Annotated in this window: 26 protein-coding genes and 1 pseudogene; 5 read left to right on the forward strand and 22 right to left on the reverse strand. The window is 44.5% G+C overall.

The annotated features are described in order from the left end of the window. Positions 1-7: 7 nt before the first annotated feature. The 9 genes from JOJ89_RS11440 to JOJ89_RS11480 all read right to left on the reverse strand — a co-directional run bounded on the left by JOJ89_RS11440 (position 8) and on the right by JOJ89_RS11480 (position 9,952). A complete protein-coding gene (locus JOJ89_RS11440) occupies positions 8-289 on the reverse strand; it encodes a YokU family protein (protein ID WP_029565887.1) in 282 nt (93 codons plus the stop codon). Further along, the gene (kamA, locus tag JOJ89_RS11445; RefSeq protein WP_203287416.1) at positions 282-1,694 is read right to left on the reverse strand and encodes a lysine 2,3-aminomutase; all 1,413 of its coding nucleotides are present in this window, start codon (positions 1,692-1,694) and stop codon (positions 282-284) included. Before kamA ends, JOJ89_RS11440 begins: the two co-directional genes overlap by 8 nt. A gap of 429 nt (positions 1,695-2,123) precedes the next feature. Then, the gene (locus JOJ89_RS11450; protein WP_203290322.1) at positions 2,124-3,530 is read right to left on the reverse strand and encodes a sigma-54 interaction domain-containing protein; all 1,407 of its coding nucleotides are present in this window, start codon (positions 3,528-3,530) and stop codon (positions 2,124-2,126) included. Positions 3,531-3,564: 34 nt separating this feature from the next. Next, on the reverse strand, positions 3,565-4,419 hold the full coding sequence (gene ablB, locus JOJ89_RS11455; protein WP_035319141.1) for a putative beta-lysine N-acetyltransferase: 855 nt from the start codon (positions 4,417-4,419) through the stop codon (positions 3,565-3,567). Between the two features lie 74 nt (positions 4,420-4,493). After that, positions 4,494-5,924, reverse strand: coding sequence for an aldehyde dehydrogenase family protein (locus JOJ89_RS11460; RefSeq protein WP_029565893.1), 1,431 nt, complete (start codon positions 5,922-5,924; stop codon positions 4,494-4,496). A 66-nt stretch (positions 5,925-5,990) separates the two neighbouring features. After that, complete coding sequence (locus JOJ89_RS11465) at positions 5,991-7,259, reverse strand: peptidase (RefSeq protein ID WP_029280714.1); 1,269 nt, start codon at positions 7,257-7,259, stop codon at positions 5,991-5,993. A gap of 22 nt (positions 7,260-7,281) precedes the next feature. Then, a complete protein-coding gene (locus JOJ89_RS11470; RefSeq protein ID WP_029280712.1) occupies positions 7,282-7,920 on the reverse strand; it encodes a 3-oxoacid CoA-transferase subunit B in 639 nt (212 codons plus the stop codon). After that, positions 7,899-8,597, reverse strand: coding sequence for a CoA transferase subunit A (locus JOJ89_RS11475; protein WP_277987887.1), 699 nt, complete (start codon positions 8,595-8,597; stop codon positions 7,899-7,901). The genes JOJ89_RS11470 and JOJ89_RS11475 overlap by 22 nt, the downstream gene beginning before the upstream one ends. Then, positions 8,597-9,952: an aspartate aminotransferase family protein gene (locus JOJ89_RS11480; protein WP_203287418.1), complete on the reverse strand. Its 1,356-nt coding sequence runs from the start codon at positions 9,950-9,952 to the stop codon at positions 8,597-8,599. Before JOJ89_RS11480 ends, JOJ89_RS11475 begins: the two co-directional genes overlap by 1 nt. Before the next feature lie 231 nt (positions 9,953-10,183). Here JOJ89_RS11480 and JOJ89_RS11485 point away from each other — a divergent pair, with 231 nt between their 5' ends. Next, positions 10,184-10,378: a DUF6954 family protein gene (locus tag JOJ89_RS11485; RefSeq protein ID WP_029280706.1), complete on the forward strand. Its 195-nt coding sequence runs from the start codon at positions 10,184-10,186 to the stop codon at positions 10,376-10,378. A 37-nt stretch (positions 10,379-10,415) separates the two neighbouring features. On the opposite strand, the gene JOJ89_RS11490 is transcribed toward JOJ89_RS11485, so the two are convergent. Together JOJ89_RS11490 and JOJ89_RS11495 are read right to left on the reverse strand one after the other, a co-directional pair. Next, the gene (locus tag JOJ89_RS11490; protein WP_029280705.1) at positions 10,416-10,859 is read right to left on the reverse strand and encodes a GNAT family N-acetyltransferase; all 444 of its coding nucleotides are present in this window, start codon (positions 10,857-10,859) and stop codon (positions 10,416-10,418) included. Positions 10,860-10,876: 17 nt separating this feature from the next. Further along, complete coding sequence (locus JOJ89_RS11495; protein ID WP_203287419.1) at positions 10,877-11,587, reverse strand: nucleotidyltransferase domain-containing protein; 711 nt, start codon at positions 11,585-11,587, stop codon at positions 10,877-10,879. A gap of 196 nt (positions 11,588-11,783) precedes the next feature. Between JOJ89_RS11495 and JOJ89_RS11500 the strand changes: the two genes are divergently transcribed. The 3 genes from JOJ89_RS11500 (at position 11,784) to JOJ89_RS11510 (ending at position 13,952) form a co-directional block, all read left to right on the forward strand. Further along, the gene (locus tag JOJ89_RS11500) at positions 11,784-12,443 is read left to right on the forward strand and encodes a phosphatase PAP2 family protein (RefSeq protein WP_203287420.1); all 660 of its coding nucleotides are present in this window, start codon (positions 11,784-11,786) and stop codon (positions 12,441-12,443) included. 116 nt (positions 12,444-12,559) lie between these two features. After that, positions 12,560-12,976 carry an adenosylmethionine decarboxylase gene (gene speD / locus JOJ89_RS11505; RefSeq protein WP_203287421.1) on the forward strand — a complete coding sequence of 139 codons (417 nt, stop codon included), beginning with the start codon at positions 12,560-12,562 and terminating at the stop codon, positions 12,974-12,976. Further along, positions 12,966-13,952 (forward strand): spermine/spermidine synthase domain-containing protein, encoded by a 987-nt coding sequence (locus JOJ89_RS11510; protein WP_051827235.1) that lies wholly within the window; start codon positions 12,966-12,968, stop codon positions 13,950-13,952. The genes speD and JOJ89_RS11510 overlap by 11 nt, the downstream gene beginning before the upstream one ends. 596 nt (positions 13,953-14,548) lie before the next feature. Here the strand turns inward: JOJ89_RS11510 and JOJ89_RS11515 are convergent. The 10 genes and pseudogenes from JOJ89_RS11515 to JOJ89_RS11560 all read right to left on the reverse strand — a co-directional run bounded on the left by JOJ89_RS11515 (position 14,549) and on the right by JOJ89_RS11560 (position 21,685). Next, a complete protein-coding gene (locus JOJ89_RS11515; protein WP_029280697.1) occupies positions 14,549-14,977 on the reverse strand; it encodes a MarR family winged helix-turn-helix transcriptional regulator in 429 nt (142 codons plus the stop codon). A 21-nt stretch (positions 14,978-14,998) separates the two neighbouring features. Next, positions 14,999-15,709, reverse strand: a complete 711-nt coding sequence (locus JOJ89_RS11520; protein WP_029280696.1) for a GTP pyrophosphokinase — start codon at positions 15,707-15,709, stop codon at positions 14,999-15,001. A gap of 40 nt (positions 15,710-15,749) precedes the next feature. Then, positions 15,750-16,157 (reverse strand): transcriptional regulator Spx, encoded by a 408-nt coding sequence (gene spx / locus JOJ89_RS11525; protein ID WP_029280695.1) that lies wholly within the window; start codon positions 16,155-16,157, stop codon positions 15,750-15,752. Between the two features lie 337 nt (positions 16,158-16,494). Continuing rightward, positions 16,495-17,084 (reverse strand): annotated as a pseudogene (locus JOJ89_RS11530) (GNAT family N-acetyltransferase). Positions 17,085-17,246: 162 nt separating this feature from the next. Further along, on the reverse strand, positions 17,247-18,740 hold the full coding sequence (locus JOJ89_RS11535) for an amidase (RefSeq protein WP_203287422.1): 1,494 nt from the start codon (positions 18,738-18,740) through the stop codon (positions 17,247-17,249). Between the two features lie 31 nt (positions 18,741-18,771). Further along, entirely contained in the window at positions 18,772-19,215 is a 444-nt protein-coding gene (locus JOJ89_RS11540; RefSeq protein ID WP_087946321.1) for an NUDIX hydrolase, read from the reverse strand. Between the two features lie 170 nt (positions 19,216-19,385). After that, positions 19,386-20,063, reverse strand: a complete 678-nt coding sequence (locus tag JOJ89_RS11545) for an amino acid ABC transporter permease (protein WP_029280690.1) — start codon at positions 20,061-20,063, stop codon at positions 19,386-19,388. Between the two features lie 15 nt (positions 20,064-20,078). Further along, complete coding sequence (locus JOJ89_RS11550; protein ID WP_203287423.1) at positions 20,079-20,927, reverse strand: transporter substrate-binding domain-containing protein; 849 nt, start codon at positions 20,925-20,927, stop codon at positions 20,079-20,081. Between the two features lie 77 nt (positions 20,928-21,004). Further along, complete coding sequence (locus JOJ89_RS11555) at positions 21,005-21,256, reverse strand: DUF2164 domain-containing protein (RefSeq protein ID WP_347401496.1); 252 nt, start codon at positions 21,254-21,256, stop codon at positions 21,005-21,007. A 78-nt stretch (positions 21,257-21,334) separates the two neighbouring features. Then, positions 21,335-21,685: an avidin-fold protein gene (locus tag JOJ89_RS11560; protein ID WP_203287424.1), complete on the reverse strand. Its 351-nt coding sequence runs from the start codon at positions 21,683-21,685 to the stop codon at positions 21,335-21,337. Between the two features lie 114 nt (positions 21,686-21,799). Between JOJ89_RS11560 and JOJ89_RS11565 the strand changes: the two genes are divergently transcribed. Beyond that, positions 21,800-22,765, forward strand: coding sequence for a DMT family transporter (locus JOJ89_RS11565; RefSeq protein WP_203287425.1), 966 nt, complete (start codon positions 21,800-21,802; stop codon positions 22,763-22,765). Positions 22,766-23,191: 426 nt separating this feature from the next. On the opposite strand, the gene JOJ89_RS11570 is transcribed toward JOJ89_RS11565, so the two are convergent. Further along, entirely contained in the window at positions 23,192-24,235 is a 1,044-nt protein-coding gene (locus tag JOJ89_RS11570) for a serine hydrolase domain-containing protein (protein WP_481825256.1), read from the reverse strand. Positions 24,236-24,309 lie beyond the last annotated feature (74 nt).

Below are 24,309 nucleotides of genomic sequence, written 5' to 3' on the forward strand. Positions count from 1 at the left end.
TGAGGTTTCACGTAAAGTCAAAATAATTTCGCTTTAAATGGCGCTTCCATTTCATGAGCTCATCAAAATTGACTCGGTTTGGCAGTTCTTTCACATTAATCAGGAGGAGCTGATTTTCGATTTCATTAATTGTATCCTCGCTCTGATAGCTGATGCCGCAATCTGGACATTCCGTACAAGGCGTTTCAGAAATTTCGATGGCCCGTGATCCATCCGGCAGCTCCCAGTGAACAAGGTTGCTTGTTTTTACGGCATTTTCCGATTCACACCACTCGCAGCGCTCACTCATTTTCTGCCGCCTTCTTATCTTCGGATTTTAAAAGCTGGGCACGGTATTTCTTCTCTTTTAATTCGTCCCGCTTTTCCCGCTTGTTCTTTAAACTTGCATGCTCGGGATTGGTTTCAAACGTTTTTCTTCGGCTGATGCGTCCGATACCCTCAGGAATCAGGTTAAACTGTGCATCTTCATATAAACCTGCAATGCCTGACAATGATTTTTTCGAATCTGAGTCAGGATAGATTTCATTGAAATAATCTTCAGCAAGTCCCGGAACATAATTCTCCGGCTCCGGATACGTTGTGATTACACCTTCGAAGTTTCGAAGAACGACTTTTCCCGGACTTTGGGAAATCAGATAGTTTGGCTGCAAAGCGATTTTCCCTCCGCCTCCCGGTGCATCCACTACGAATGTCGGTACGGCATAACCGCTTGTATGACCTCTCAGGCCTTCAATAATTTCAAGCCCTTTTGAAACAGGTGCACGAAAATGGCCGATGCCTTCAGAAAGATCACACTGGTAAATGTAATACGGGCGGACTCTGATCTTTACTAAATCGTGCATGAGCTTTTTCATAATTTGAACGCTGTCATTGATGCCGGCAAGGATAACTGCCTGATTGCCGACAGGCACACCTGCATTAGCGAGCATCTCACAAGCCTTTTTGGACTCTTCTGTAATTTCGATCGATGTATTGAAATGGGTATTCAGCCAGATTGGATGGTATTTATTCAGGATATTGCAGAGATTTTCGGTAATGCGCTGCGGAAATACGACCGGAGCACGAGTGCCAATCCGGATAATTTCAACGTGATCAATGGCTCTCAGGTTCTTTAAAATGTACTCTAAAATAGTGTCATTGATTAAAAGACCGTCACCGCCTGAAATGAGGACATCCCGCACTTCCGGTGTTTGAGCAATATAGGCGATGGCATCGTCAAGCTGTTTCTTTGGCACACCCATGCCGATTTGTCCTGAAAAACGTCTTCTTGTACAGTAACGGCAATACATGGAGCATTGATTTGTCACCAGGAAAAGAACACGGTCCGGATAGCGGTGTGTCAGGCCGGGTACAGGAGAATCTTCATCTTCATGCAGCGGATCTTCCAGGTCATACTTTGTTTTATTCAGCTCCTGTGAAATCGGCACCGACTGCATGCGGATCGGGCACCTCGGATCATCTTCGTTCATCAGCCAGGCGTAGTATGGAGTAATATTTAAAGGAATGGTTTTCGTAGAAATTTTGACTCCTTCCTCTTCATCAGGAGTCAAGTTCACAACTTTTTTCAAATCTCCGAGTGTCCGGATCGTGTTCGTCAGCTGCCACAGCCAGTCATTCCACTGCTCTTCCGTCACATCTTTCCAAAGCTCAATATCTTTCCAATGGCGTTTCGGCTTATACAAGTCGTATCTCACAGCAGTTCCCCCATTTCGGTCTTTACCACTATTACATGCAAAAAGCGTGCCAGCGTGACTCGAAAAGCGGAAGCGCTCGTTTAGCTCCGGGAGTCAGATAAGGAAGTGGCGGAAAAGGCGCTTTTTGCCTTTACCGACAGTTCCGTTCTGGCAGAGGAGCTGAGCGCTGGAGCTAGACAATGCGAAAAGCGGAGCCGACTGCCCTTTCAGGCAGAAAAGAAAACGATCAGAAAGGCCGGGTTTGCCTTTTTGGGCGATTTTGTTCTGACAGAGGAGTTGGGCGATGGAGCTAGACAATGCGAAAAGCGGAGCCGACTGTCCAACCCTTTCAATCAGATAAGAAATCCAAGGAAAAATCCGGGCTTAGCTTTAAAAATAATTTATTTTGCCCTCCACAAAAATACCACCCAACCCCACCCCAAACTCCCCCTACCCCTTTGATTCCACTGCCGAATATTGGTCACTAAGATATTTTTTGAGCTTGTACTGCAGGGTCTGTCTTGGGATGCCGAGAAGCTTTGCAGCTTTCATGACATTTCCATCTGTTTGTTCCATTGCATCAAGGATCAGCTTGCATTCATATTTTGACAGCCTGCTTTGCAGGGAGCCGCCCCTTTCATCTGATTCATCCTCATTCATCAAGTACGGCGGGAGGTGGCTCGGCAGAATCTGCCCTTCATCACACATGTTCATTGCAAATTCCAGACAATGCTTGAGTTCCCGCACATTGCCACGCCAGCGCTTTTTGCCAAGCAGGCTCTCCGTCTCTTTTGATAGGCCTGATACACGTTTGCCGAATTCCTGATTGTATTTTTTGATAAAAGCAGCCGCAAGGAGCGGGATGTCTGCCGGTCTTTCCCGGAGGGGAGGAAGGCTGAGGCCGAACACATTAAGCCTGAAATAAAGATCTTCTCTTATCTTATGTTCTTTTAAACATTGCTCAGGCGGGATATTCATGGCGGCAACCACTCGGACATCAACGTTTATAGCCCTGCTGCTGCCGATTCTTCTGATTGCCCCGTCGTCAATGACGCGAAGAAGCTTTGCCTGCAGGTTCAGGGGCATCGACTGAAGTTCATCCAAAAAGAGAGTGCCTCCGTGGGAAAGCTCAAATAAACCAGCCCGGTCTGCAGCGCCTGTATAGCTCCCTTTCACCGTGCCAAACAGCAGGCTCTCAAGCAGGGCTTCCGGAAGGGCGGCACAGTTTTGTGCAATAAAAGGTGACTGTCTTCGCGCAGATTCATTATGCACCGCCTGAACAACCAATTCTTTTCCCGTTCCTGTTTCCCCGTAGACAAGCAGATTGGAAGATGTTCTTGCGGCCTTTTTTATCAGTTCTTTTACACGGAGCAGATTGCTGCTGACTGTCATTATGTCTTCTAGCCTGTACACGGTGCCGTTGACAGCTTTTGCTTTAACCGGTGACGATATTCTTGATTGAAGGTCTGCCAGTCTTTCTGTCAGCTGTTTGATGGCAGAAAAGTCCTTTGCAATTTCAACTGCTCCGATGACAGTGTTTCCTGATAAAATGGGCAGGCTTGTATTCACGGTTTCAATTTTTTCGCCTTTTACATTTATGTAGGTCTGCGAGTGATGGTAAATCGGCTTTTTCGTCCTGATCGCCTTTAGAAGGGTGCTTGTTTCTTCTGACAGAGAGGGAAAAGCGTCAAATAAATGTTTCCCCAGGACTTCTTCCGGTTTCAGTCCGTCGTGATAGGCTGCAATCTCATTGTAGAAAACCGTCATCCCTTTTTCATCAACCGCATGAATGCCCTCATCAATTGTTTCTAAAATATGCTGAATGATTTTCTCTCTAGTTTGGTCTGCCAATGAAATTCCTCCTCAGTGCCAGCTTTTCGGCAGCAAATGCTCATTTTCCGGCAGACAGGTCTTTACACCATACATTCATATTTTCATAGTCCGTGCTGATGATGCAGTTATTTGTGAGCCTGCCGGTATAATCATAATCCAGCTGATAAAGCACCGCGTTCATCCCGAAAGAGGCCGCCCTTGCGATAGAATAGGCACAGTAAATGCCCTCTTTCCTGAGCACGTCTTCAAGCTTCAGCAGCAGTGTTCTCATAAGCCGGTGCTTTCTCGCTTCAGGAAGCGTCGCACAGTCTGTCAGTTCTGCATTATGATAAAATCTGTTCAGCTCCGCTGATGCTGCACTGACGATCTTCAAATTCTCTTCGGCCAGTAAATAAATCGTTCCTTCTTTCATTGTCTTTACAATATAATCCGGAGAATGAAGAGGAGTCGGATACACTTCGAATACCGTTTGGTAAAGAGAAGCCAGCCCTTCTGCGTCCTTTTCTTCCGCTTTCCGGAATATAAAATCTGACGTGTCCGGACATGCCGACTTTTCTTTCTGATATATGGCACTCATCATGCTGTCCTGCTCCGTCCATGCCGTTGTAGTTCTTCTGTCCTCGCTGAAATATTTTGTAAAAAAACAGGCGGGGTCACCGTGGAAATATCCTCTGATGACCGCTTCGAGCTGATATTGTTTGTTAAGAAGCTCTTCAATCGACGAGCTTTTTCCCTTTACAATCAACTTTGTGAAACCTTTGTTCAAAGCGGCTTTTTCTGCATCAGCAAGGAGATCTTCCATATTTCCCCGGTAATCATCAATTCTCATCCGGCTGTTAAAATGGTCAAAAACCGCTGTCGCCCTGTATGAGATGCCTTCCAGTTCTTTTTCCTCTGTTTTATATTCGTTCACGCTCTTTCCCCCTTTTGTTCACTCCAGAAAAAAAGAGTGCAGAAATCGCACTCATTCTTCTTTTCACGGCTTCTTTATCTATGCGCATGATTAAATGAAATCAGTTTCAGCTCGGTCAGCTCTTCCATTGCGTATTTAATGCCTTCTCTTCCAAACCCGCTGTCTTTGACACCGCCGTACGGCATATGATCAACGCGGAATGTCGGGATGTCGTTGATCATCACCCCGCCGACATGAAGGTCTTTTGCCGCTTTAAATGCAAGGTCCACTCTGTTTGTAAATACGCCGGCCTGAAGTCCGAACCGGGAGTTATTGACTTCTTCAATGGCTTCATCAAATGTCCGGAATGAATTGATGATGGCAACAGGTGCAAATGCCTCCTGGCAGGAAAGACTGGCATCAGAAGGCACATTCAGTAAAATGGCCGGTTCAATCGTCTGATTTTCTGACCCTTTTCCTCCGCAGGCGCGCGTTGCACCTGCTGCTTCGGCTTCCTCAATCCAGGCGAGGGCGCGATCCACATCATCACCTGAAATGAGTGACGATACATCTGTCTGCTCATCCAGCGGATTCCCGACTTTCAATTTCCGTGTATGTTCAACAGCCTTAGACACGAATTCATCAAATATAGCCTCATGCACATAAATACGCTGTACCGAAATACACACCTGCCCTGCAAACGCAAATGCTCCGGTGACGCATCTCGCTGCCACTTCATCTGCATTTGCATCATCATTGACGATCACTGCAGAGTTCGATCCGAGCTCAAGAAGGGTTTTTCTCATGCCGGCTTCCTGCTTCAGCTTTTTCCCTACCTCCGGGCTGCCTGTAAATGTCAGGGCTTTTATCCGGTCATCCGATGTAAAATGCTTCCCTATTTCGCTGCCCTTGCCTGTGACAATGTTCAGGGCGCCGGCGGGCAGTCCCGCTTCGTGAAAAAGCTCTCCAATGAAATAGGAACTTAAAGGGGTTTGGGTTGCCGGTTTCAAAACGACCGTATTTCCCGAGGCAAAAGCAGGACCCAGCTTGTGTGCCACCAGATTCATAGGAAAGTTAAACGGGGTAATGGCTCCAATCACACCAATAGGTTCCCGCACCGTATAGGCTGTGCGTTTTTCCCCTCCTGGAGCTGCATCCATAGCTATTGTTTCACCGTCAAGCCTTCTTGCCTCTTCAGCCGCAAATGTATAGGTCATGACTGTGCGGTCTACCTCTGCCCTGGCCGTTTTGATCGGCTTTGCCGCTTCTTTTGCGATGATTTGAGCCGCTTCCTCTTTTCGTTCCGCAAGAAGCTCTGCCGTTCGTTTAAGAATCTCTGCCCGTTTATGTGCTGGAAGCTCCTTCATTTTTCTGAACGCGTCAGCTGCAGCGTCCACGGCTGCTTTCACCTTGCTTTCGTCTGCGATAGCGACTTCTGCAAGCAGATCCTTTGCGTAGGGAGATTTTAGTTCTACATACGTTTCTGATTCTTCATGTTTACCATTAATCCATAAATGCTGCTTCATTTCCGGTCACCTCTATTAGTAAGTCGTTTCCTGTACTTATTTCCCCTCTCCCAAGCCATAAAAACATCACTCAGACACTTCGCACCAGTTTAATAAGAAGGCTGCAATCACTTTTGTGCAGGAGATCATCTGATCGATGTCGATAAATTCATTTGGAAAATGCGCCATCTCTGTTTCCCCCGGCCCAAAGACGATTGAGGGTATGCCGCCGGCTTGAGAAAGGAGACCGGCATCCGTCCCCCATGGGGATGCTTCTATTACAGGCTCACTTTCCAGAATGTCGACATATGCTTTTGACAATGCCTCTGTCAGCGGATGCGTGCCTTCAATTTCATTCGGGAGCCACCTTGCCCCAAACCATTCAAGCTCAGCCGGATGCTCTTTAAACCATTCATCTTTAGAGGACAACTCGTCTATCCATCCTTGAAATTCGGCCTGTACGTCCTCTATTTTTTCATTCGGTGCAATCCCGCATCTTCCTTCAAGTGTCACAAGATCGGCGACAGAAGAGGGCCATGTGCCTCCTTCTATTTTACCGATATTAATAGGAACTGGAATAGGAATTGTCTGATAGAGAGGATCGGTAATCCGTTTATTCCTTTTTTGTTCAAGCTGGAGCAAATGCTCTACAACTAAGGTCGTTTTCTCAATGGCACTTACGCCTTCATACCTTGTTCCTCCGTGTGCAGAGCGCCCTTTCACCTTGAGCCTGAACCACATCGACCCCTGCTGTTTTTGAAAGATTTTCATTTTAGTAGGCTCCGGAACAATGGCTGCATCCGCTTTATACCCGCGGAGAATCGCTGCGAGTGTTCCTGCTCCACCGCTCTCTTCTTCTATAACACTCTGAAAAATCACATCACCCTTAAGTGAAATGCCTGATGCTTTAATGGCTTCCATGGCCATTAACAGACAGACATTCCCTCCTTTCATATCTGTTGATCCGCGGCCGTATAGCCGGTTATCCTTCACAACAGCCTGGTAAGGATCAACTTCCCACTGTTTGAGATCTCCCTCGGGAACAACATCTACGTGTCCGTTTAAAATAACAGACTTGCCGCCGCCCGACCCTTTCATCACCCCAACAATATTCGGGCTGTCCTTAAATGAGGTTCTTGTCGCAACGAAATGGGGATGCTGCTTCAATGCTTTTCCTCCGGGTTCCCATAAATCTATGTCCAGGCTGAGCTGACGGCACTTCTCAAGGACGACAGCCTGGGCTGATGCTTCATTCCCCTGAACACTCCGCTGTTCGACCATTTTCTTCAGCAGCTTAATGGAGCGGTGCCGGTTGTCATTGATCCAGGCGCAAACTTGCTTTTGTGAGTCTTCCATCCCTTCACCTCTTCACTAATTTTCAGGTTTCAAGCTTCACCCCTGTATGTTTGATCACATCCTCCACTGTGAAAGGAGGCATGACCTCAAGCAGCTTCAGACCACCCGGCTGCACTTCGAGCACAGCCATGTCTGTAATGATCATATTGACACATTTTTTTGAAGTGAGAGGCAGCGTACACTCTTCAAGAATTTTCGGTTCACCGTTTTTATTAACATGGTTCATCACAACGATGACCTTTTTTGCTTTGGCAGCAAGCTCCATGGCTCCTCCCATTCCAGGCACTCTTTTTCCCGGTACAATCCAGTTCGCAAGATCTCCTTTTCCGCTTACTTGTAGAGAACCCAGAATCGTCATATCCACGCAGCCCCGGCGGATCATGCCGAATGCCGCTGCAGAATCAAAGTACGAGGCCCAATTGCCGGTGGTGACCGGATAGCCCGCTGCATTGCACAGAGTGCCATCTTCTTCACCGGCTGCAGGTGTCGGGCCTATCCCGAGAATTCCATTTTCAGCCTGAATCATGACCTGCGGCTTTCCTGTTAAATAATTCGGCACGAGCGAAGGAATGCCTATTCCGAGGTTGACGATCATGCCGTTCTCAATTTCCTGTGCAGCCCTTCTCGCAATTTTCTCTCTCACTTCGGCTCCCATACCCATTTCCAGTTCACCCCTTCACTTTGGACAATTGCTTGAACAAAAACGCCCGGCGTAATAATCGTTTCCGGGTCGAGTTCTCCGGAACCTACAATCTGATCGACCTCTGCAATCGTATAATCGCCTGCCATTGCCATTAAAGGATTCATATTTCGGGCACTTTTTTCATAAACAATGTTCCCGAATTCATCTGCTTTCTTGCCGCAGATGATTGCTACATCTGCCGTTAAAGCCGTTTCAAGCAAATAGGTCTTCCCGTTTACAGTCAGCCGTTCCTTTCCCTTTTCGGCAATCTCGCTGCCTATTCCCACGTCACACAGGATCCCCCCAAGGCCCATCCCGCCTGCCCGGATTCTCTCTGCAAGCGTGCCTTGAGGAGAAAACTCAACATGTAGCTTTCCTTCTGACATCAGAGCCCCTGCTATAGGATTTGATCCTATGTGTGAAGCAATCAGCTTTCGGACTCTTCCCGAAGAGACGATCCTTCCAATGCCGATATGGGGGAAACCGGCATCATTACAGATGATTTCAAGGTCCCTGACCCCTTTTTCAAGAATGGCATCTACAAGTGTCGGGGGAGTGCCTGCTCCTCCAAATCCTCCGGCCATTAGAGTGCAGCCATCATTTACTTTGGATAGTACATCGTCTATTTGCCTGATCTTTTGAAAAGCATTTGAAATCATACGCACTCTCCTTTATTACGGATAATCTCAGCCTCTATCTCCGAAATAGTTTTGGAAAAAAGCCGGACCAGCTCGGTCAGCTCTTCCTCACAGATCGTAAGCGGCGGAGCAATCAAGATTGCATCTCCGTCTCCCCCTTCGATTCCAGCTGCAGCGGGATAAACGAGCAGTCCGTTCATCTGGGCTTTCTTAATGATGCGGCTTGTCAGGTGACAGGCTTTTGAAAAAGGCTTCTTTGTCGCTTTGTCTGTAACAAATTCAATGCCGATCATAAGTCCCATCCCTCTGACATCCCCAATAATGGAAGTCTTTTTCTGCAATTTCTGAAGCTGTTTCATCAGTGTTTTTCCTTTTTCCGCCGATGCGTCATTCAGGCTGTTTTTTTCGATATAATGCAAAACAGCAAGACTGGCTGCGGCAGATTGGGGATTGGCACTGTAAGTATGGCCGCTCATAATCAGTTTAGACCCCTGCTGAATCGGCCTCATCACTCTGTCGCTTACAAGTGTTGCCGCTATCGGTGCATACCCTGCGCTCATTCCTTTGCCGAGGGCCACAATATCCGGCAATACTCCCCAATGCTCCATTGCCAGAGTTTTCCCTGTTCTCCCTATGCCGGTCATGACTTCATCTGCAATCAGGAGGATATCATACCGGTCACAAATATCCCGGATTTTCTCATAATAGCCTTCAGGGGGAGTAAGCGCCGCTCCTGCTGCACCTACAAGAGGTTCAGCCACGAATGCGGCAATATGCTCTGCACCGGTCCTTCTGATTGCCGTTTCAAGTTCGTCTGTACATTTTGCGTTGCAGGATGCCGGGTTTAGTCCAAATGGACACCGGTAGCAGTATGGCGGGGAAACTTCCGGATTTGACTCAAGCAGCTGCTGAAAGCGGAACCGCCTTTCAGGATGGCCTGAAAGGGATAAGGCGCCTAATGTAATGCCGTGATAACTCATCCATCTCGATATGATCTTCGTTTTCTGAGGACGGTTCTGCTCCTGGAAATACTGAATGGCTGTCTTCATTGCCGTCTCAATTGCCTCTGACCCGCTGTTAACAAGAAATGTCCAATTAAGGTCACCCGGTGTAATTTCTGAAAGCTTCTTTGCAAGTCCTTCAGCTGCATGGCTTGAAAACTGGGATCTGTATACAAAAGAAACGGCATTTGCCTGCTTGCCCATCGCATCAATGATTTCCGGTACCCCGTGGCCTATTGAACACGTAACCGCTCCTGAAGAAGCGTCCATGTATTTTTTTCCATCCGTATCAAAGAGATAAACACCTTGTCCATGGCTGACTATTTTATAGCTCTCATCAAGCATGGGTTTGATTAAATAGTCCCTCTCCACCCCGCCATTCACCCCAACCTTCTAATGTATCTTGCTCATTAATACATATGTGGAAGACAAAGCGGTTATTTCTCATGAGCAATCAAAGCCATCGACAAACCATTTTCGGGCTCTTTACAGAGGGCTGACGCCTACAGTACCCACAACGCCGTATTTTTTGTAAGCGCTGTCATTAGTTTGTAAACAAATTTCTTTTCACCTGCATACCATATCTTATTGAAGGGTCAGGTGATGGTTGTGCTGAAGTGGCTGTTTCACGGTGTCTTTTTCGCGATGTTTATTCTGCTTGCCTATTTTGGAGGCGGATCAGTCCTGTTTGCAGACGGGGAGACAGGGGAACGCGTCGTTACGGCTTTTTTTGTCATAATGACAGCAGCTTTTCTCGGAATGGTCTACCATTCTCTTTGCAGGCATTTTTTCAAATAAACGCTTGGAAATTTTCCAAGCGTTTTTATCTGCCATTTTATATGGAATAGGTGAGGAATTCACCTTTTTTTCCGCCCATCCTGGCATAAAAACGCTGAGCCCTTAGATTGCTTTCGGCGGTCTCCCATGTCATGGCAGTGAAATGATGCAAGGCCGAGTATGTATGGCAGCTTTTAAAAAGCTGTTCAGCAGCACCTTTCCCCCTGAATTCTTCCTTTACATATAAATCATTCATTACCGCAATCTCGCTTGCTCTTGTTGTGCTGTACGTGAAATAAAGGGTTGCAAATCCGACAAGGTTATTTCCTGACTGTGCAACAAACTGGATGCCTTTTTCTCCTTTTAATAGGGTATCAATAAGATTTTCCAGCTGTTTCTCAGGAGGTTTTTCACACTGATAGAAATCAACTATATATTCATACATCAGCCCCATCAATGCTTCTGTGTCTTTCTTCTCCGGATGCCTTACGATTGTCTCCAAAATGATCCATCCCCTTCTTATTCGTTTTTCCCTAATGAAAACCCTTCAAAAAATCTTCCTCCATACGGCTTTAAAATGTCATCAGCCAGACGGATGACGCTGTCTTTTTCCCCCTGGCGGTAGTAATCCTCAAATGCGGCAAAAAATGATTCAGCCAAATGTTCGTCAAATTGTTTTAACGCTCTATGTATCCATTTTGATTTACCTATATATCTTCCGTTTGTAAGGAGAACAAATTCATGGAGGAGTTCAGCAAGATTCCCTGCAACATGAATGCCCTCTGCGCGATTTGCACACCCGGTAAAGTCGTCCAAAGCATCGGTAATAAAATAGCGTCTGCTGTCAATTTCCTTTTGTGTCAGGGGCTCAGGACCCTTTTCAAGGAGGGCTGATGCTTCTTTTTTAATCGGGACAAGCCGTTCTTTCCCCTTCAGCACAATTCCTTCAGCTGTCATTCTTGGCATGGATGGTGTTCCGCTTTTGCAGTCTTCCTCAAAAAAATAACGATAAGATGAAAAGTTATGTACAAATGCCTCTACAGGCCAGCCGAAATAGACAAACGATTCTCTGTATGACTCCTTAATGCTCTCATCAAATATGACAAGATCCAAATCTGATGTAGGAGTGCCTTCCCCTCTCACTACACTGCCCGCAAGTACAGCTGCTGCACATGAAGGAAACCTTTTTTCAACGATTTTCAATGCTGCCTCTGCAGGCTGAAGCCTCATATTGATTCCCCCTTATCTCTCTTTTTAAAAATAGATTTCTTTTTTTCACTGAAGCAGGTATAGTAGGAATGTTCTGTCTCCATTATACTCATAATCTGGAAGATTGTAAGATCATGATTTCCAATTTGATACAGATTAATTTGACGTTAGGCAGGGTATAACATTTTTATCAAACTTATTGCAGGAGCGTTTTCTTATGACAAAAAACTATATTCTTAAAATAAGAGACTTATCAGGGTTTCTCGTATTTCCCCTTCTCGGACTGATGTATGAATTTTTAAATGAAAGGCAGACAAATGCGGTAGACATGACCGCTCCGGCAGATGCTTATATTCCATTTGTCCCGGTTTTTATTCTTCCGTATATCATCTGGTATGTGTATATGTTTGGGTTTCTCCTGTATTTCTGGTGGAGGGATTCACACATTTACTGGAAAACTGTGATTGCCCTGACGGCAGGAGAATTAATCTGCTTCGGTGTTTATTTTTTCTTCCAATCAACCGTTCCAAGACCCGAACTGACGAGTGATGGTTTCCTTATCCATCTTGTTTCGGTGATTTATCAGAACGACCAGCCGTTTAACTGCTTCCCAAGCATTCATGTTCTGACAACCTTTATCATCATGCTCGTCCTTCCAAAACTCAAGCTCAGCAGAATGGTTTCCTTTCTATCTCAGCTGACGGGAATTTTGATAATCCTGTCAACATTATTTGTAAAGCAGCATGTCATTTATGATGTGATTGCATCGATTGCCCTTGGCCTTTCACTCTGGTATGTCCTTTTTGAGCTTAAGCGAGCCCCGGCACGTTTGCCTTCCGTCATCAAAGAAGGAGTTTCTGAAAGGAATGCCGGCTGACTTAAAGAACCTGATTGGGTTCTTTTTTTTTATAAAAATGGAGATATCTGTACAGGCATGCTCCGAAATTCGACATACACTGTATGAAATATGTCGAAAAAGGAATGATGCAACCGTTGAATATTGAAGGAAAACATTTAATTATTGATGCTTTTGACTGTAACCCTGACCTTTTGAACAGCAAAGATTACCTTGAGCTTCTCATGCTCCAGGCAGCGAATGACAATGGCATGCAGGTGCTCTCTTCGTATTTTCATCCTTTTCATCCCCAAGGTGTAACAGGTGTGCTTGTTTTATCAACTTCTCATATGTCGATCCATACTTGGCCGGAGGAAAACTATGCGTCTCTAGATTATTACACGTGCGGAGATGCTGATCCTGAATTTCAGACACGGTCCTTATTAAGAGGGCTCGGCGCAAAGAGAGCTCTTGTTTACACGGTTTCAAGAGGTGTAAACGGGACACAGCTGATCTTCCCAAAAGAAATTTTTGTTTTGATACGTCAAAAGGAGGAGATTCAAAATGAACCATAATCAGCATTCCAAGCCCTGGGTGGCTTCAGACTTAAATGCCGCTCAATCACGCTCTACAAACAGGCTTGAAAAACAGGAAGCGGATGAAAATGTTCGTGGAGATAAATGGGATCAAATTGGACTGGATGAAATGAAAAGAAGAAATCACCGTGATCTTTTTGACCAAAAAAGCAGCTACCAAAAGATCCAGATCTTAGAGGCAAATGATTTGAGAATGTATTTGAATGGACAGCTTCAGTTCAGCTCACTGGATGAAAAGCTCTACCATGAAGCTCTCGTTCATCCTGCATTTGCAGCGTCTCCTGCGCATGAACGCGTGCTTATTTTAGGCGGAGGAGACGGTCTTGCCTTAAGAGAAGTGTTAAAATACAGCCGGGTTAAGCACGCTGACTTAGTGGACCTTGATCCTCTGGTGCTGAAAGCAGCAAAAGAAGTAAAAAGCCTTGCATCTTTGAACGATTATTCGCTCCGAAGCAGACGGGTTACCGTCCATCCTATGGACGCTCAGGCATACCTTGCTTCCGAACCTGATCCCTATGACATCATTTTTGTAGACTTTCCTGATCCTACAGGCAAAACCATCAGTGATCTTTATACGACAGAATTTTACTCCCTTTTGAAAAAATCGCTTAAACCCCATGGTGTTTTTGTGTGTCAGGCGAACTCTCCTGATGAGACCCCTCTAGTTTTCTGGACAATTGGAAAAACAATTGAAAGCGCAGGTTTTGCCGTAACAAGCTATCACACAACCGTTCCATCATTCGGGGACTGGGGCTTTCACCTGGCATCCGCATCGCGCAAATCCCTCTCAGGCAAAAAAGCTCAAGTACCCGCAAAATCACTTCCATCTAATCTTGGTGACCTTTCCAAATTTCCTACCTATGTCACAGAAAAGAAAAATCAGGGGATCATCAATACGAAAAACAAATCTGTACTCCATGCCATTTTCAAAAAAGAAAGCTTTTATATGGATTAACAGAACAAAAGCGCAAGCGTCAAGGCCCGCTCCGATAGGCAGATAAGAATCCGGCGGAAAAGTCCGGTTCCCGCCTTTTTTGACGGATTTGTTCTGACAGAGGATCTAGGCGCTTCCGCTTGCCGATGATAACTTTGTTATGTTATCCACAGTCTTTTATTCTTTATAACTTCCTGATTAACAACAAGAAATGGACAGCTCTCTGAAGCTGTCTATTTTTTTTAATCGATCCGGATTATTGAAAAAATATTTTTTCTGAAGAAAGGCATTCACGGCGTATCTGTCGAATTACTATCCATCACTTATTAGTACACTTCAAAGCGGCACAGGGATAAATGTGGGAAGGTTTCCATTCCATTATGGAGGGGTATATTTACCATCATAATCATAGGTATTAATATGGCTTCTGCTCGGATGGGGACTTTGAATGAAGGAGGCTGAAGGATGAATAACGAAAATGAAAGAGAAGACCTTTGTGATGAGTGTTCTTTTCACAAAAAGCTGACGTTTTCAGAAACAGAAGAGTTATGGCTGTGTGAATCCTGCGCATCAGAAGAATAATAAACAAAAAAGCCGGAATTTTCCGGCTTTTTTGTTTATTGACCCATCAGACATTTGTAGAAAATGTCCCGCAAATTTTGAATCTCCTCATCTGAAAGCATGCCGAACATGTTTTCAATCTGCTGGTTGATCTGCTTTCTTGCGGAATGGAGCAGTACCTTTCCTGTCTCTGTTATTTCAAGGTTATAAGCTCTGCGGTCCCTTTCGCTCTGGCACTTTTGAACGAAGCCGTCTTTAATCAGCTTGCTAGTCAGTACGGTGACTCCGCCCGTCGTTATCTGCAGCTGCTCTGCAAGCAGCGAAGGACGCTTGAGCCCTTCTGTCTCGAGAATCTGCAGGATGAGAATATGGGTTTTGGAAAGTCCCACCTGATTCACATGGTTCCAGTCATTCATCCATTTGCGTTCCAGTGAAACAAAAATCTCAAACAGGGAGACGATATTTTCGTTTCGTTTCGTATTCATAGGGGTCATCTCCAGCATGCGTTATACTTTTGTCTGCCTAAGTTTAGCGAGCAGTTCTAAAGGAAGCAGCATTTGTTCCTCAAGAGGATTCTGTTGTTCTCCGTTTTTTTTCAAATCAGTGATCTCATTGTGCAGCCTTTCCATCTTCCGGTCAAGCTCGGCTGCAGATAATGCCGCTTCTCTGAGTTCATCAGTCAAATGTTCAGGTATTGCCTGGTTATATTTATAATAAATTTTATGTTCAAGACTTGCCCAGAAATCCATGGCTATCGTCCGGATTTGAATCTCAACCATCACATTCTCCTGTCTGTCAGACATAAAAACAGGAATTTCTGCCAATAAATGAAGGCTTTGGTACCCATTCGGCTTTGGGTTCTTAATATAATCCTTGCATTCGACGATGTGAATGTCTTTCTGGTTTTGAATCATATCGCTGATCTGATAAATATCAGATAAAAACGAGCATGTTATACGAATTCCCGCTATATCTTTCATATTTCTTCTGATTTCTTCCAGTGAAAAAACATAGTTTTTACGATGCATTTTTTTCATGATGCTTTCAGGCGATTTGAGCCTCGAGCTTACGTGCTCAATAGGGCTGTAATCATGAATATATTGAAATTCCTGTTTTAAAATATTTATTTTCGTATTCATTTCTTCAAGTGCAAACTTGTAGGACATCATAAAGCGCGTGAGTTCTCTCTTGATGGTCTTAAGCTTCTCTGCACTCATTTCCGGCACTTTAAAATCTTCCACCGTAAAACCCCTTCAGTTAATTTGGAAGCATCGTTTTTGCTTCAAGCAGTCTAAGTAAGTATGCCCTGATATTTCTGGGCAAAAACTTGCGGATTTCATCTTCATTGAATCCTACAAGGAATTTTTTTTCATCCATGACAATCGGGCACCGGAGCAAACCGGGTTTGGACTTAAGAAGCTCCAGCAATTCGTGCATGTGCAAAGAATCGAGGTTAACGTCAAGCTCCTGAAACTGCTTTGACCGGGTTGAAAGAATTTCATCTGTTCCTTCTTCTGTCATACGCAAAATCTGTTTAAGCTCTTTCATTGTCAGAGGTTCAATTAAAAGATTTCTTTCTGTATATGAAATATCGTGCTCTTCCATCCAAAGCTTTGTCTTTCTGCAGGATGAGCAGCTGCATGATGTAAACAACGTAATGGCCATAAATGATTCCTCTCCTTCAAAGATTGATCATAAGTTCCACCTGTTTGTAAAACATGTACGATATATATATCTTACAAGTAAGATATATATAAATCAACTAATATGCTTTTACTTGTTCATGTGTTTTTATGCAAGAAAAAAAGCCATCACTTAAAAAGGGATGACTTGACAGGCCTTCTGCGGCTGTTTGTTCTAAGGGATCTATCCGGGTATAAAGCCAGAATGGAATCCATTACGCTGTGTCCGCACACCAGACACTTGCTGTCTTCGTGCTGCTGTTCACACTTGCATTTAGGACAATGTTTTTGTTCTTCCATAGGATATGCTTCCCTCCTGCTTAGATATCTTTCTTGGTATTATCGGCTGATGTTTTAATTTCTTTACTGCGCCAATCCATTTTTAAAAGTGAATACATATACAAATCTTCAAATTTTCCGCAAGTGTATTCATAATGTCTAAGCAGGCCTTCCCTGATAAACCCTTGCCTTTCCGCAAGCTTTATAGAAGGTGCGTTGGAAGGTTCAATTAAGGCTTCGATTCGCTCAAGGTTCAAATGATCAAAACCGTAGCTGATAATGGCCTGAAGAGCTTCAGAAGCAATCCCTTCCCCCCAATACTCACGGCTTAATTCATAGCCAATTTCAGCGCGGAAATGGTTAGGTTTTCTGTTTAAGAGCCGCAGCTTCCAATCATGATGCCGGATCCTTTAAGAGAGATTGCCCATCTGATGCCAGTGCCTACTTGGAAAATTTCCCGGTACCAATCCAATTCGCCGTAAACGTCCTGTAAAGAATTAAATGGATTCAGACCCATATGCCGGACAACTTCTTCATCAGACAAGTAGCGGAGCATGTCCGCTGCATCTTCTTGAACAGCCTTTCTCAAAAGCAATCTCTCTGTTTCAATAACAGGAAATGATGTTTCCACTGTGATGCATCTCCTTTGCCTGACTGTTCACGAATGCTGGCAGAGCGGATATTAAAAGGTTTTTTTCAGCATTCAGACACACAGCAGTCTCTTTGATACGGAATTATTCGCCATGTTTTTACAATTATCCTTCTTTTTCTCTCTATTTCTAAGTTCCGCTGGTCAAAAAAACGGATTTCCTTCCATCCCAATCCACAATCGCGTTTGTTCAATTTCCCCTGCAAGTGAAATAAGCAAGTCTTCTCTTCCTTTAGGCGCTATAAACTGAACTCCAAGCGGGAGTCCCTGTTTTGTCATATGAGTCGGCACACTCATTGCAGGCTGTCCCGTCAAATTGGCCAGCTGAGTAAACGGCGTGTACGTCAAGCTTTTCAGGAACATATCGTAGACAAATGGAAGATGCTCGTCCTTATGGCGTTCGCTGATTTTCAGCAGCGTCTGAATTTCTTCTTCTGTTTGCATTAATTCTCCAATTTCCGGTGCGGCAAAGGCAGTGGCCGGTGTCAGATACAAGTCAAATGTCTCATGGAAAGCAGCCATTTGAGCCGCTGCGAAATCCCACTCTGCAAGACTCTTAGAAAATTCGGCCGCTGTTACAGAATGCCCGGCCGTACTCAGAACCCAGGTCACAATGTCCACATCATTCGCGGTAATCGGCCTCCCGAGCATCTTCTCAAGATCCAGGATCGTTGCCGACATTTCCCCATTGTTCATCGTATAATAATTTTCCATGAGCCTGACTCCGTCTATGCCATTGCCGCGTTCCTCTACTTGGTGCCCATTGCCCTCAAGCCATTCGACCATGCGATGAACGGCCTCTTCTGCTTCGCTGCTTACTTTTGTGCCAACTGGAGACTGGGTCTGAAAAGCAATCCGCAGCGACTGTTTTAATCCTGATTTCAGGGTGTCCGTGTATTTGCCTTCAAAAAGCGGTGTATGAAATGCTGCTTCCGGCTGAATCACTTGCAGTTGATCAAGCATCGCAGCACTGTCCCGCACTGATTTTGTCAGGACAAAATCAATGGATGCCCCGTGCCATTGCCTGCCCACACTTGGCCCGACAGGAGTTCTTCCTCTTGTAGGTTTTAATCCGAAAAGGCCGGTAAAAGAGGCCGGGATCCGGATGGAGCCTCCTCCGTCGCTTGCACCGGCTATCGGCACCATTCCTGATGCCACAGCGGCTGCTGAACCGCCGCTTGAACCGCCGGCTGAAAACTTTGTGTTCCAAGGATTTTTAGTTGCACCGTGCAGTTCTGGTTCCGTAATATTTCTCAAGCCGAATTCCGGTGTGTTTGTGTGGCCGATGAAAGTAAAACCTGCTTTTCTTAACCGCGCGACAAAATGGGAATCTCTTTTCGCTGTATGGTTTGTAAGAAGTTTTGAACCCGCAGTCAGAGGTTCTCCTTCAATTGCCTGTGAAATATCTTTCAGCAGCATTGGTACACCCGCAAAAGGCTGGGAACCATCCAGCTTCAGCTTCTTTATTTCCGCTTCTGTCTTTTCCTGCCTTGTTCTGACCACACCGTTTACTAGAGGATTGACATTTTCGATCTGTTTAAAAGCAGCAGCGGCCAGTTCTTCCGGGGAAACCTCTCTTTTTTTGACCAGTTCAGCAAGGCCGGTTGCATCGCAGGATGCGTATGTATGCAAATCCATCGTTTTTTTCATCTCCTGTCATTTTTATTTGTCATAGCATTCCAGTCAGCTCTTCTGACTCATTACCTTTAAATTCAACATAAAAAGGCTGCATTTCTTCGTTTAAGCAATATTCGATTCTCTGTCTGAAATTTTTCCAGGTGACCATTTCAAGTGCTATCTCAATCGGGAAATACCCTACTTCTAAACTCTCAGGACTTGTCTCGGGCTTTCCTCCAACCGGCTTTCCCTTAAAAAGTGTATTGCAGATTGAGCGGTCAACATTTTGAAAAATCCCGCAGAATTTCGTTACCTCAATGATAATTCCCGATTCCTCATGCGTTTCTCTGATGGCCGCTTCTTTCAGTGATTCCCCTTCTTCTACCTGTCCTCCGGGAATTTCCCATCCTCTTTTTGGTCCTTTTATCAGTAAGATTTCTCCCTGTTCATTTAGTACGATGGTCGCTGCGGAAACAATATGTTTTGGCGGCTGCATGACCGGTTCCCCCTCTATTATCATTTTTTCTTCTTCCAGAATTTTAACATGAATATCCAGTTTTGATTACATCGTGATAAAACTTTGAGTATTAAAAAAAACGGAAGACAGCACCATTATTACCATTTCAAAAAAACCAGATGCTGCATTTGCAGCAATCTGGTTTCTGATTAAAGCAGGTATTCATATCTTCTCTCAAGATAATTTTGAAAAAGAGTAAGCAGGGAGCAAATCCCCCAGTAGATGAATGCGACGAGAATATACATCGTCATATAGTCCAGCTCTCTTCCTCCAACGATTTTTGCCTGCTGGAACAGCTCAGGCACTGTAATCATTGCTGCTAAAGAGGAGGCTTTTGTTAAGTCGAGCAGTACATTCGACAGCGGCGGAAGCGCTATTCTAAAGGCTTGAGGAAGAATGATTCCTCTCATTGTCTGCCAGTACGACATTCCAAGCGAACTTGCTGCCTCCCACTGCCCCTTGTCAACAGATGCGAGTGCAGAGCGGTTGATTTCAGCCATATAGGCAGCACTGTTCAGACTGAAGCCAATCAGTGCTGCGGTTACCGCTGTAAACTCAATTCCGATGATCGGAAAACCGAAATACAAGATAAACAGAATCACCAGAATAGGAACGCCGCGCATAAATGAAATGTAGATTCTCGCAGGCCAGCTGAATACAGGAGATTTGGACGTTCTTCCTAAAGCAAGGAAGAAACCTAGCACCAAACCAATGCCCATGCTCACAAGCGAGATAAGCAGAGTGTTCCAGATTCCTTTCAATACAAAAGGAAAGGATTTGACGGCAAGCTCCCAGTCAAAGAGGTATTCCCATTGAATCGCATCCATTGCCGTCACCTGCCGCTACTTAAAATCAGCATCTGTTTCTTTTGAAACATCTGCCCCGTCAAAGAATTGCTTCGAGATTTTGGCAATCGTTCCGTCTTTAAGCATTTCGTTCAGTACAGTATCAATCTCTTTTTTCAGCTTGGCACTGTCTTTTTTCATAATGATGCCCTGGCTGACTGGATTGAATTTGATATCAGGATGAATGGTAATGTTCAAATCCGGAAAAGCGGCAACAGCCAAGCGCTGCAGATAATAATCATTTAAAATGACATCCGTTCTTCCAGTTGACACGTCACGCAAGTACTGATCATTTGTTGCATTGTCGTAAATGACTTCTTCAGCTCCGTACTCGCGGGCTACAGCCATATAAGTCGTTGTTGCTTCTCCTGCTGCTTTTTTCCCTTTCAGGTCTTCAAGTGATTTTATGCCCGAAAGATCATCTTTCCGCACCATAGCTGTCCCGTAAGAGTGTTTATAAGGCACGGAAAAGTCGAACTTTTCTTTCCGCTCATCAGTCATCGTAATATCATTTGCAGCAAGATCAACTTTGCCGCTTTGAACAGACGTCAGCATACCGTCAAACGCCATTTCTGAAAATTCAGCTTCAAGATCCATGCGTTTCGCCATTTCTTTGACCACTTCCACTTCAAATCCAGTCAGCTCATTTGTTTCTGAATCATGATAGGAAGCAGGATATAGCGTGCCGGAAGTTGCTACTTTCAGCTTGCCTTCTTCTTTAATTGTGTCCCAGGCTGTTTTTTCTTCCTGTTTTTCCTGAGAACTGCTGCAGCCTGCAAGCATAAATGCAAATGCCATTATTGCAAAAATGGCACCTGTTTTATTTAGTGAAAAAATATTCTTCATGCAAATCCACCTTTTTTCTATAATCCTATAAAAGATAGCATTACAGGATGAAATTCGCAATATTTATGATTGAACGTCTACCTTTTCACAGACCGTTCCAGAGCGTACAAATCCTCCTCCATAGACTGCATTCTCTGTTCTACCAGATTTTTCGCATCTTTTACAGCCTGATTATAAAAATGGGGACCGATGGATTCTTTAATGAATTCAAGCAGATTTTCAGCTGCTAGTTCACCAATTTCATCTCCATTTTCCCGATAATAATAGCGCTGAATATCTTCAATCATCATCATCTTCTGTTCTTTCGTAAATTGAATAAACACGGTCATCAGCCTTTCCTGAAATAGATTCAAGCCTGAGGATATCAGAAAATAAAGCAGATTGTCAGACTGTATTTTTTAGAAATTTTATGTACAAGGAAGGATTTCTTCGATGACAGACTCTCCATTTGTCCGCTCCTCATCCGTCCACTGCCATTTTTCAAAAAGCCTAATTCTTCCGTCAGCCAGCTTTTCAGGTGCAGAAAAGCATCGGCCTCCCCTGATCTGATTCTTATCATTAATATGATGATAGCTGAATTCGAGGGATCCGTCTTCCTTTACCAGCCCCATCAGCGACCCTTTAAGGATTTCCCCTCCCTCATATGATCCTGACAGAATGTTTCCTTCTTGCTTGTAAATAAAAATCGTCTTTGATGAAACTTCCCCATTATCAGAGTTTGATACAGCAGTAAAACGGCGGTTATCGTAGTTGATCATGAGCAGCATCCTTTCAGCATGTTTTTGCTATCGTATCATATTTCTTTCGTTTTAACTGAATTTTCCGTCTGGATATTTGTATAATAGAGGCACACGTTTTATTAGGGGGAAGCTATGAAAGAAATTGGAACAGGCATCATTGCCTCCATGTTTTTTGCTGTAACGTTTATCTTAAACCGGTCAATGGAGCTTTCAGGCGGCAGCTGGCTCTGGAGTTCGTCGCTCAGGTTTTTATTTATGATTCCGTTTTTGGTTCTCATCGTTGCTCTTCGAAAAAACAGCAGACAGCTCTTCTCTGAAATGAAGGATCAACCCTCTAAGTGGGTTCTTTGGAGCTTCACAGGGTTTGTGCTTTTTTATGCGCCCATCACATTTGCGGCTGCATACGGGCCCGGCTGGCTTGTAGCGGGCACATGGCAGCTGACCATTGTTGCCGGGACATTGCTTGCCCCGCTTTTTTATGAAAGTTCAGAAGGTGTGAAAAACAGGAGGAAAATCCCTCTGCCTGCCCTGGTCTTTTCTGTTATCATTTTTTCAGGAGTCGTTCTCATTCAGATGAAGCATGCATCAGGAGCTGGAAGCTGGGCCCTTTTGGCGGGTGTTCTTCCGGTTGCAGCAGCAGCGTTTGCTTATCCGCTCGGGAACAGGAAGATGATGGAAGTATGCGGAGGGAGGCTTGATACATTTCAGAGAGTGCTCGGGATGACACTCGCAAGCACTCCGTTTTGGATCATCCTGGCTGTATGCGGGTATGTCTCAACCGGCCCTCCCTCATCTGCTCAGGTCGTACAATCCTTTGTCGTGGCCGTCAGTTCAGGTGTAATCGCAACGACACTTTTTTTCATTGCAACAGACAGGTCACGCCATGATGAAGGCAAGCTTGCATCTGTTGAAGCTACTCAATCAACCCAGGTTCTTTTCGTCCTTGCCGGGGAAATGGTTCTTTTTTCAAGTCCTTTTCCCGAAGGCATTACCCTCGCCGGCATCGGACTGATTATAGCCGGAATGTTTATGCACAGATACTTTAATGAAGGCCGTTTGAAGAAAATCCTCTATTCACGTGCAGCTAAAAACATTTAAGTTGAATAAGAAGTCACTTTGCACCGCTTTTTGCGGTGTTTTTTGTCTCAATAAACAAAATAATAAATGACAAAATAACTGATAAAAAATAGGATAGACCCTACTAAGAACGGACTGACAATCAAATAATTTTCCTCGCGCCTGGGCTGGTAGCTTCCTGCCATCGCAGCGAAAACGGAGAACTCAGCGTTATTGGACAGGAATCCACCCGAAGAGCTTATGATGAAAGCAATAAACAGAAATATGAAGGAGCCAAAAAACATGGTTTCAGGAAAAGCCGTGTTCCATATAAGGATTGTTCCGGTTATTAATAGAGACTCGATGATCACTGTTAACAGAACAAAAAACAGGTATTTTTTCATTTTGCACCCCGCAGTCTTTGAATGACTTTATATACGAAGCAGCTTTATTAAAAGTTTCAATTTTCTAAAAATTTATAACCCACTCCCTGCAGATCTCTCCGATTATCCCTTCCAGTTGATGTACACCGGTATCCGTATTTGTCATAATCACTAAACCTTTTTCTAAAAACGGGTATGTTACCAGCATACATTGAAAACCGGCTCCCCAGCCTAAAGATGAGATTTCAATCCCTTTTTGGTTATGATCCAGAAAAACACCCAGCCCGGTCCATTCCTTGCATCCCTGGGATTCAATCACTTCCATCGCTTTATTTGCAGAAAGCTTGAGGCTGCTTTCACCTTTAATGGATTTCATTAGTTCTATCACTAAAAGAGCTAAATCTGCTGGTGTTGTCCACATTCCCGAAGCTGCAGGAAAAGGATAAACAGGATATTTTCCATTAACAAGAGCACCGCTTTTGCTGTGACCGCATGAGAAATTCCCTTCCTCTGCGGATGATACATGTATAACAAACGTGCTGTCCGACATATTTAAAGGGTGGAAAATAAGATCATGTACCAGCTTAGTGAAAGGTATGCCGGAAGCATCCTCTATTACGAGCTGTATGATACAGTAACCTGCGTCAGAATAGCAATACTCGCTCCAAGGCTCAACCTTCAGTTCAATAGGAGCTTTGCAATAGGGAGTCATACCTGCTAATAGCTCTGCTGTCTCAGGGCTGTCTGTCATTGAAATCCTTTCGGTAAAACTATCTGGAGGATCAATTACGCCAGACTGATGACAAAGCAAATTTCTGAGCGTCACTTTTTTCCTTTTCATAAACTCATGATCCGGAACTTTCCATGAAGTTAGTTTTTCATTTACATCTTCATCTAAATCAAGCATGCCTTGTTCTGTCAGGATCATCACAAGCATTGATGTTACAAATTTACTGATTGAACAAGCACTGAAAATCGTATTCCTTTTGACCATTTTATCCGTTCCCGCTTCAAGCAAACCGAAACATTCGGTGTTGCTTATACGGCCTTGATCAATAGATGCCAAGCTTAATCCAGTTATCTGATAATCAGCCATACGTTTTTGAATCTTGACACTTAGCGGCTTCACAATAATCCCCCCCATAGAAAATACCTCTAATTCCCAATTATACAATACTATCGTAAATACATGTCCTTACCGTG

It is taken from the genome of Metabacillus sp. cB07 (assembly GCF_016839225.1).
Classification (GTDB): Bacteria; Bacillota; Bacilli; order Bacillales; family Bacillaceae; genus Bacillus_P; species Bacillus_P indicus.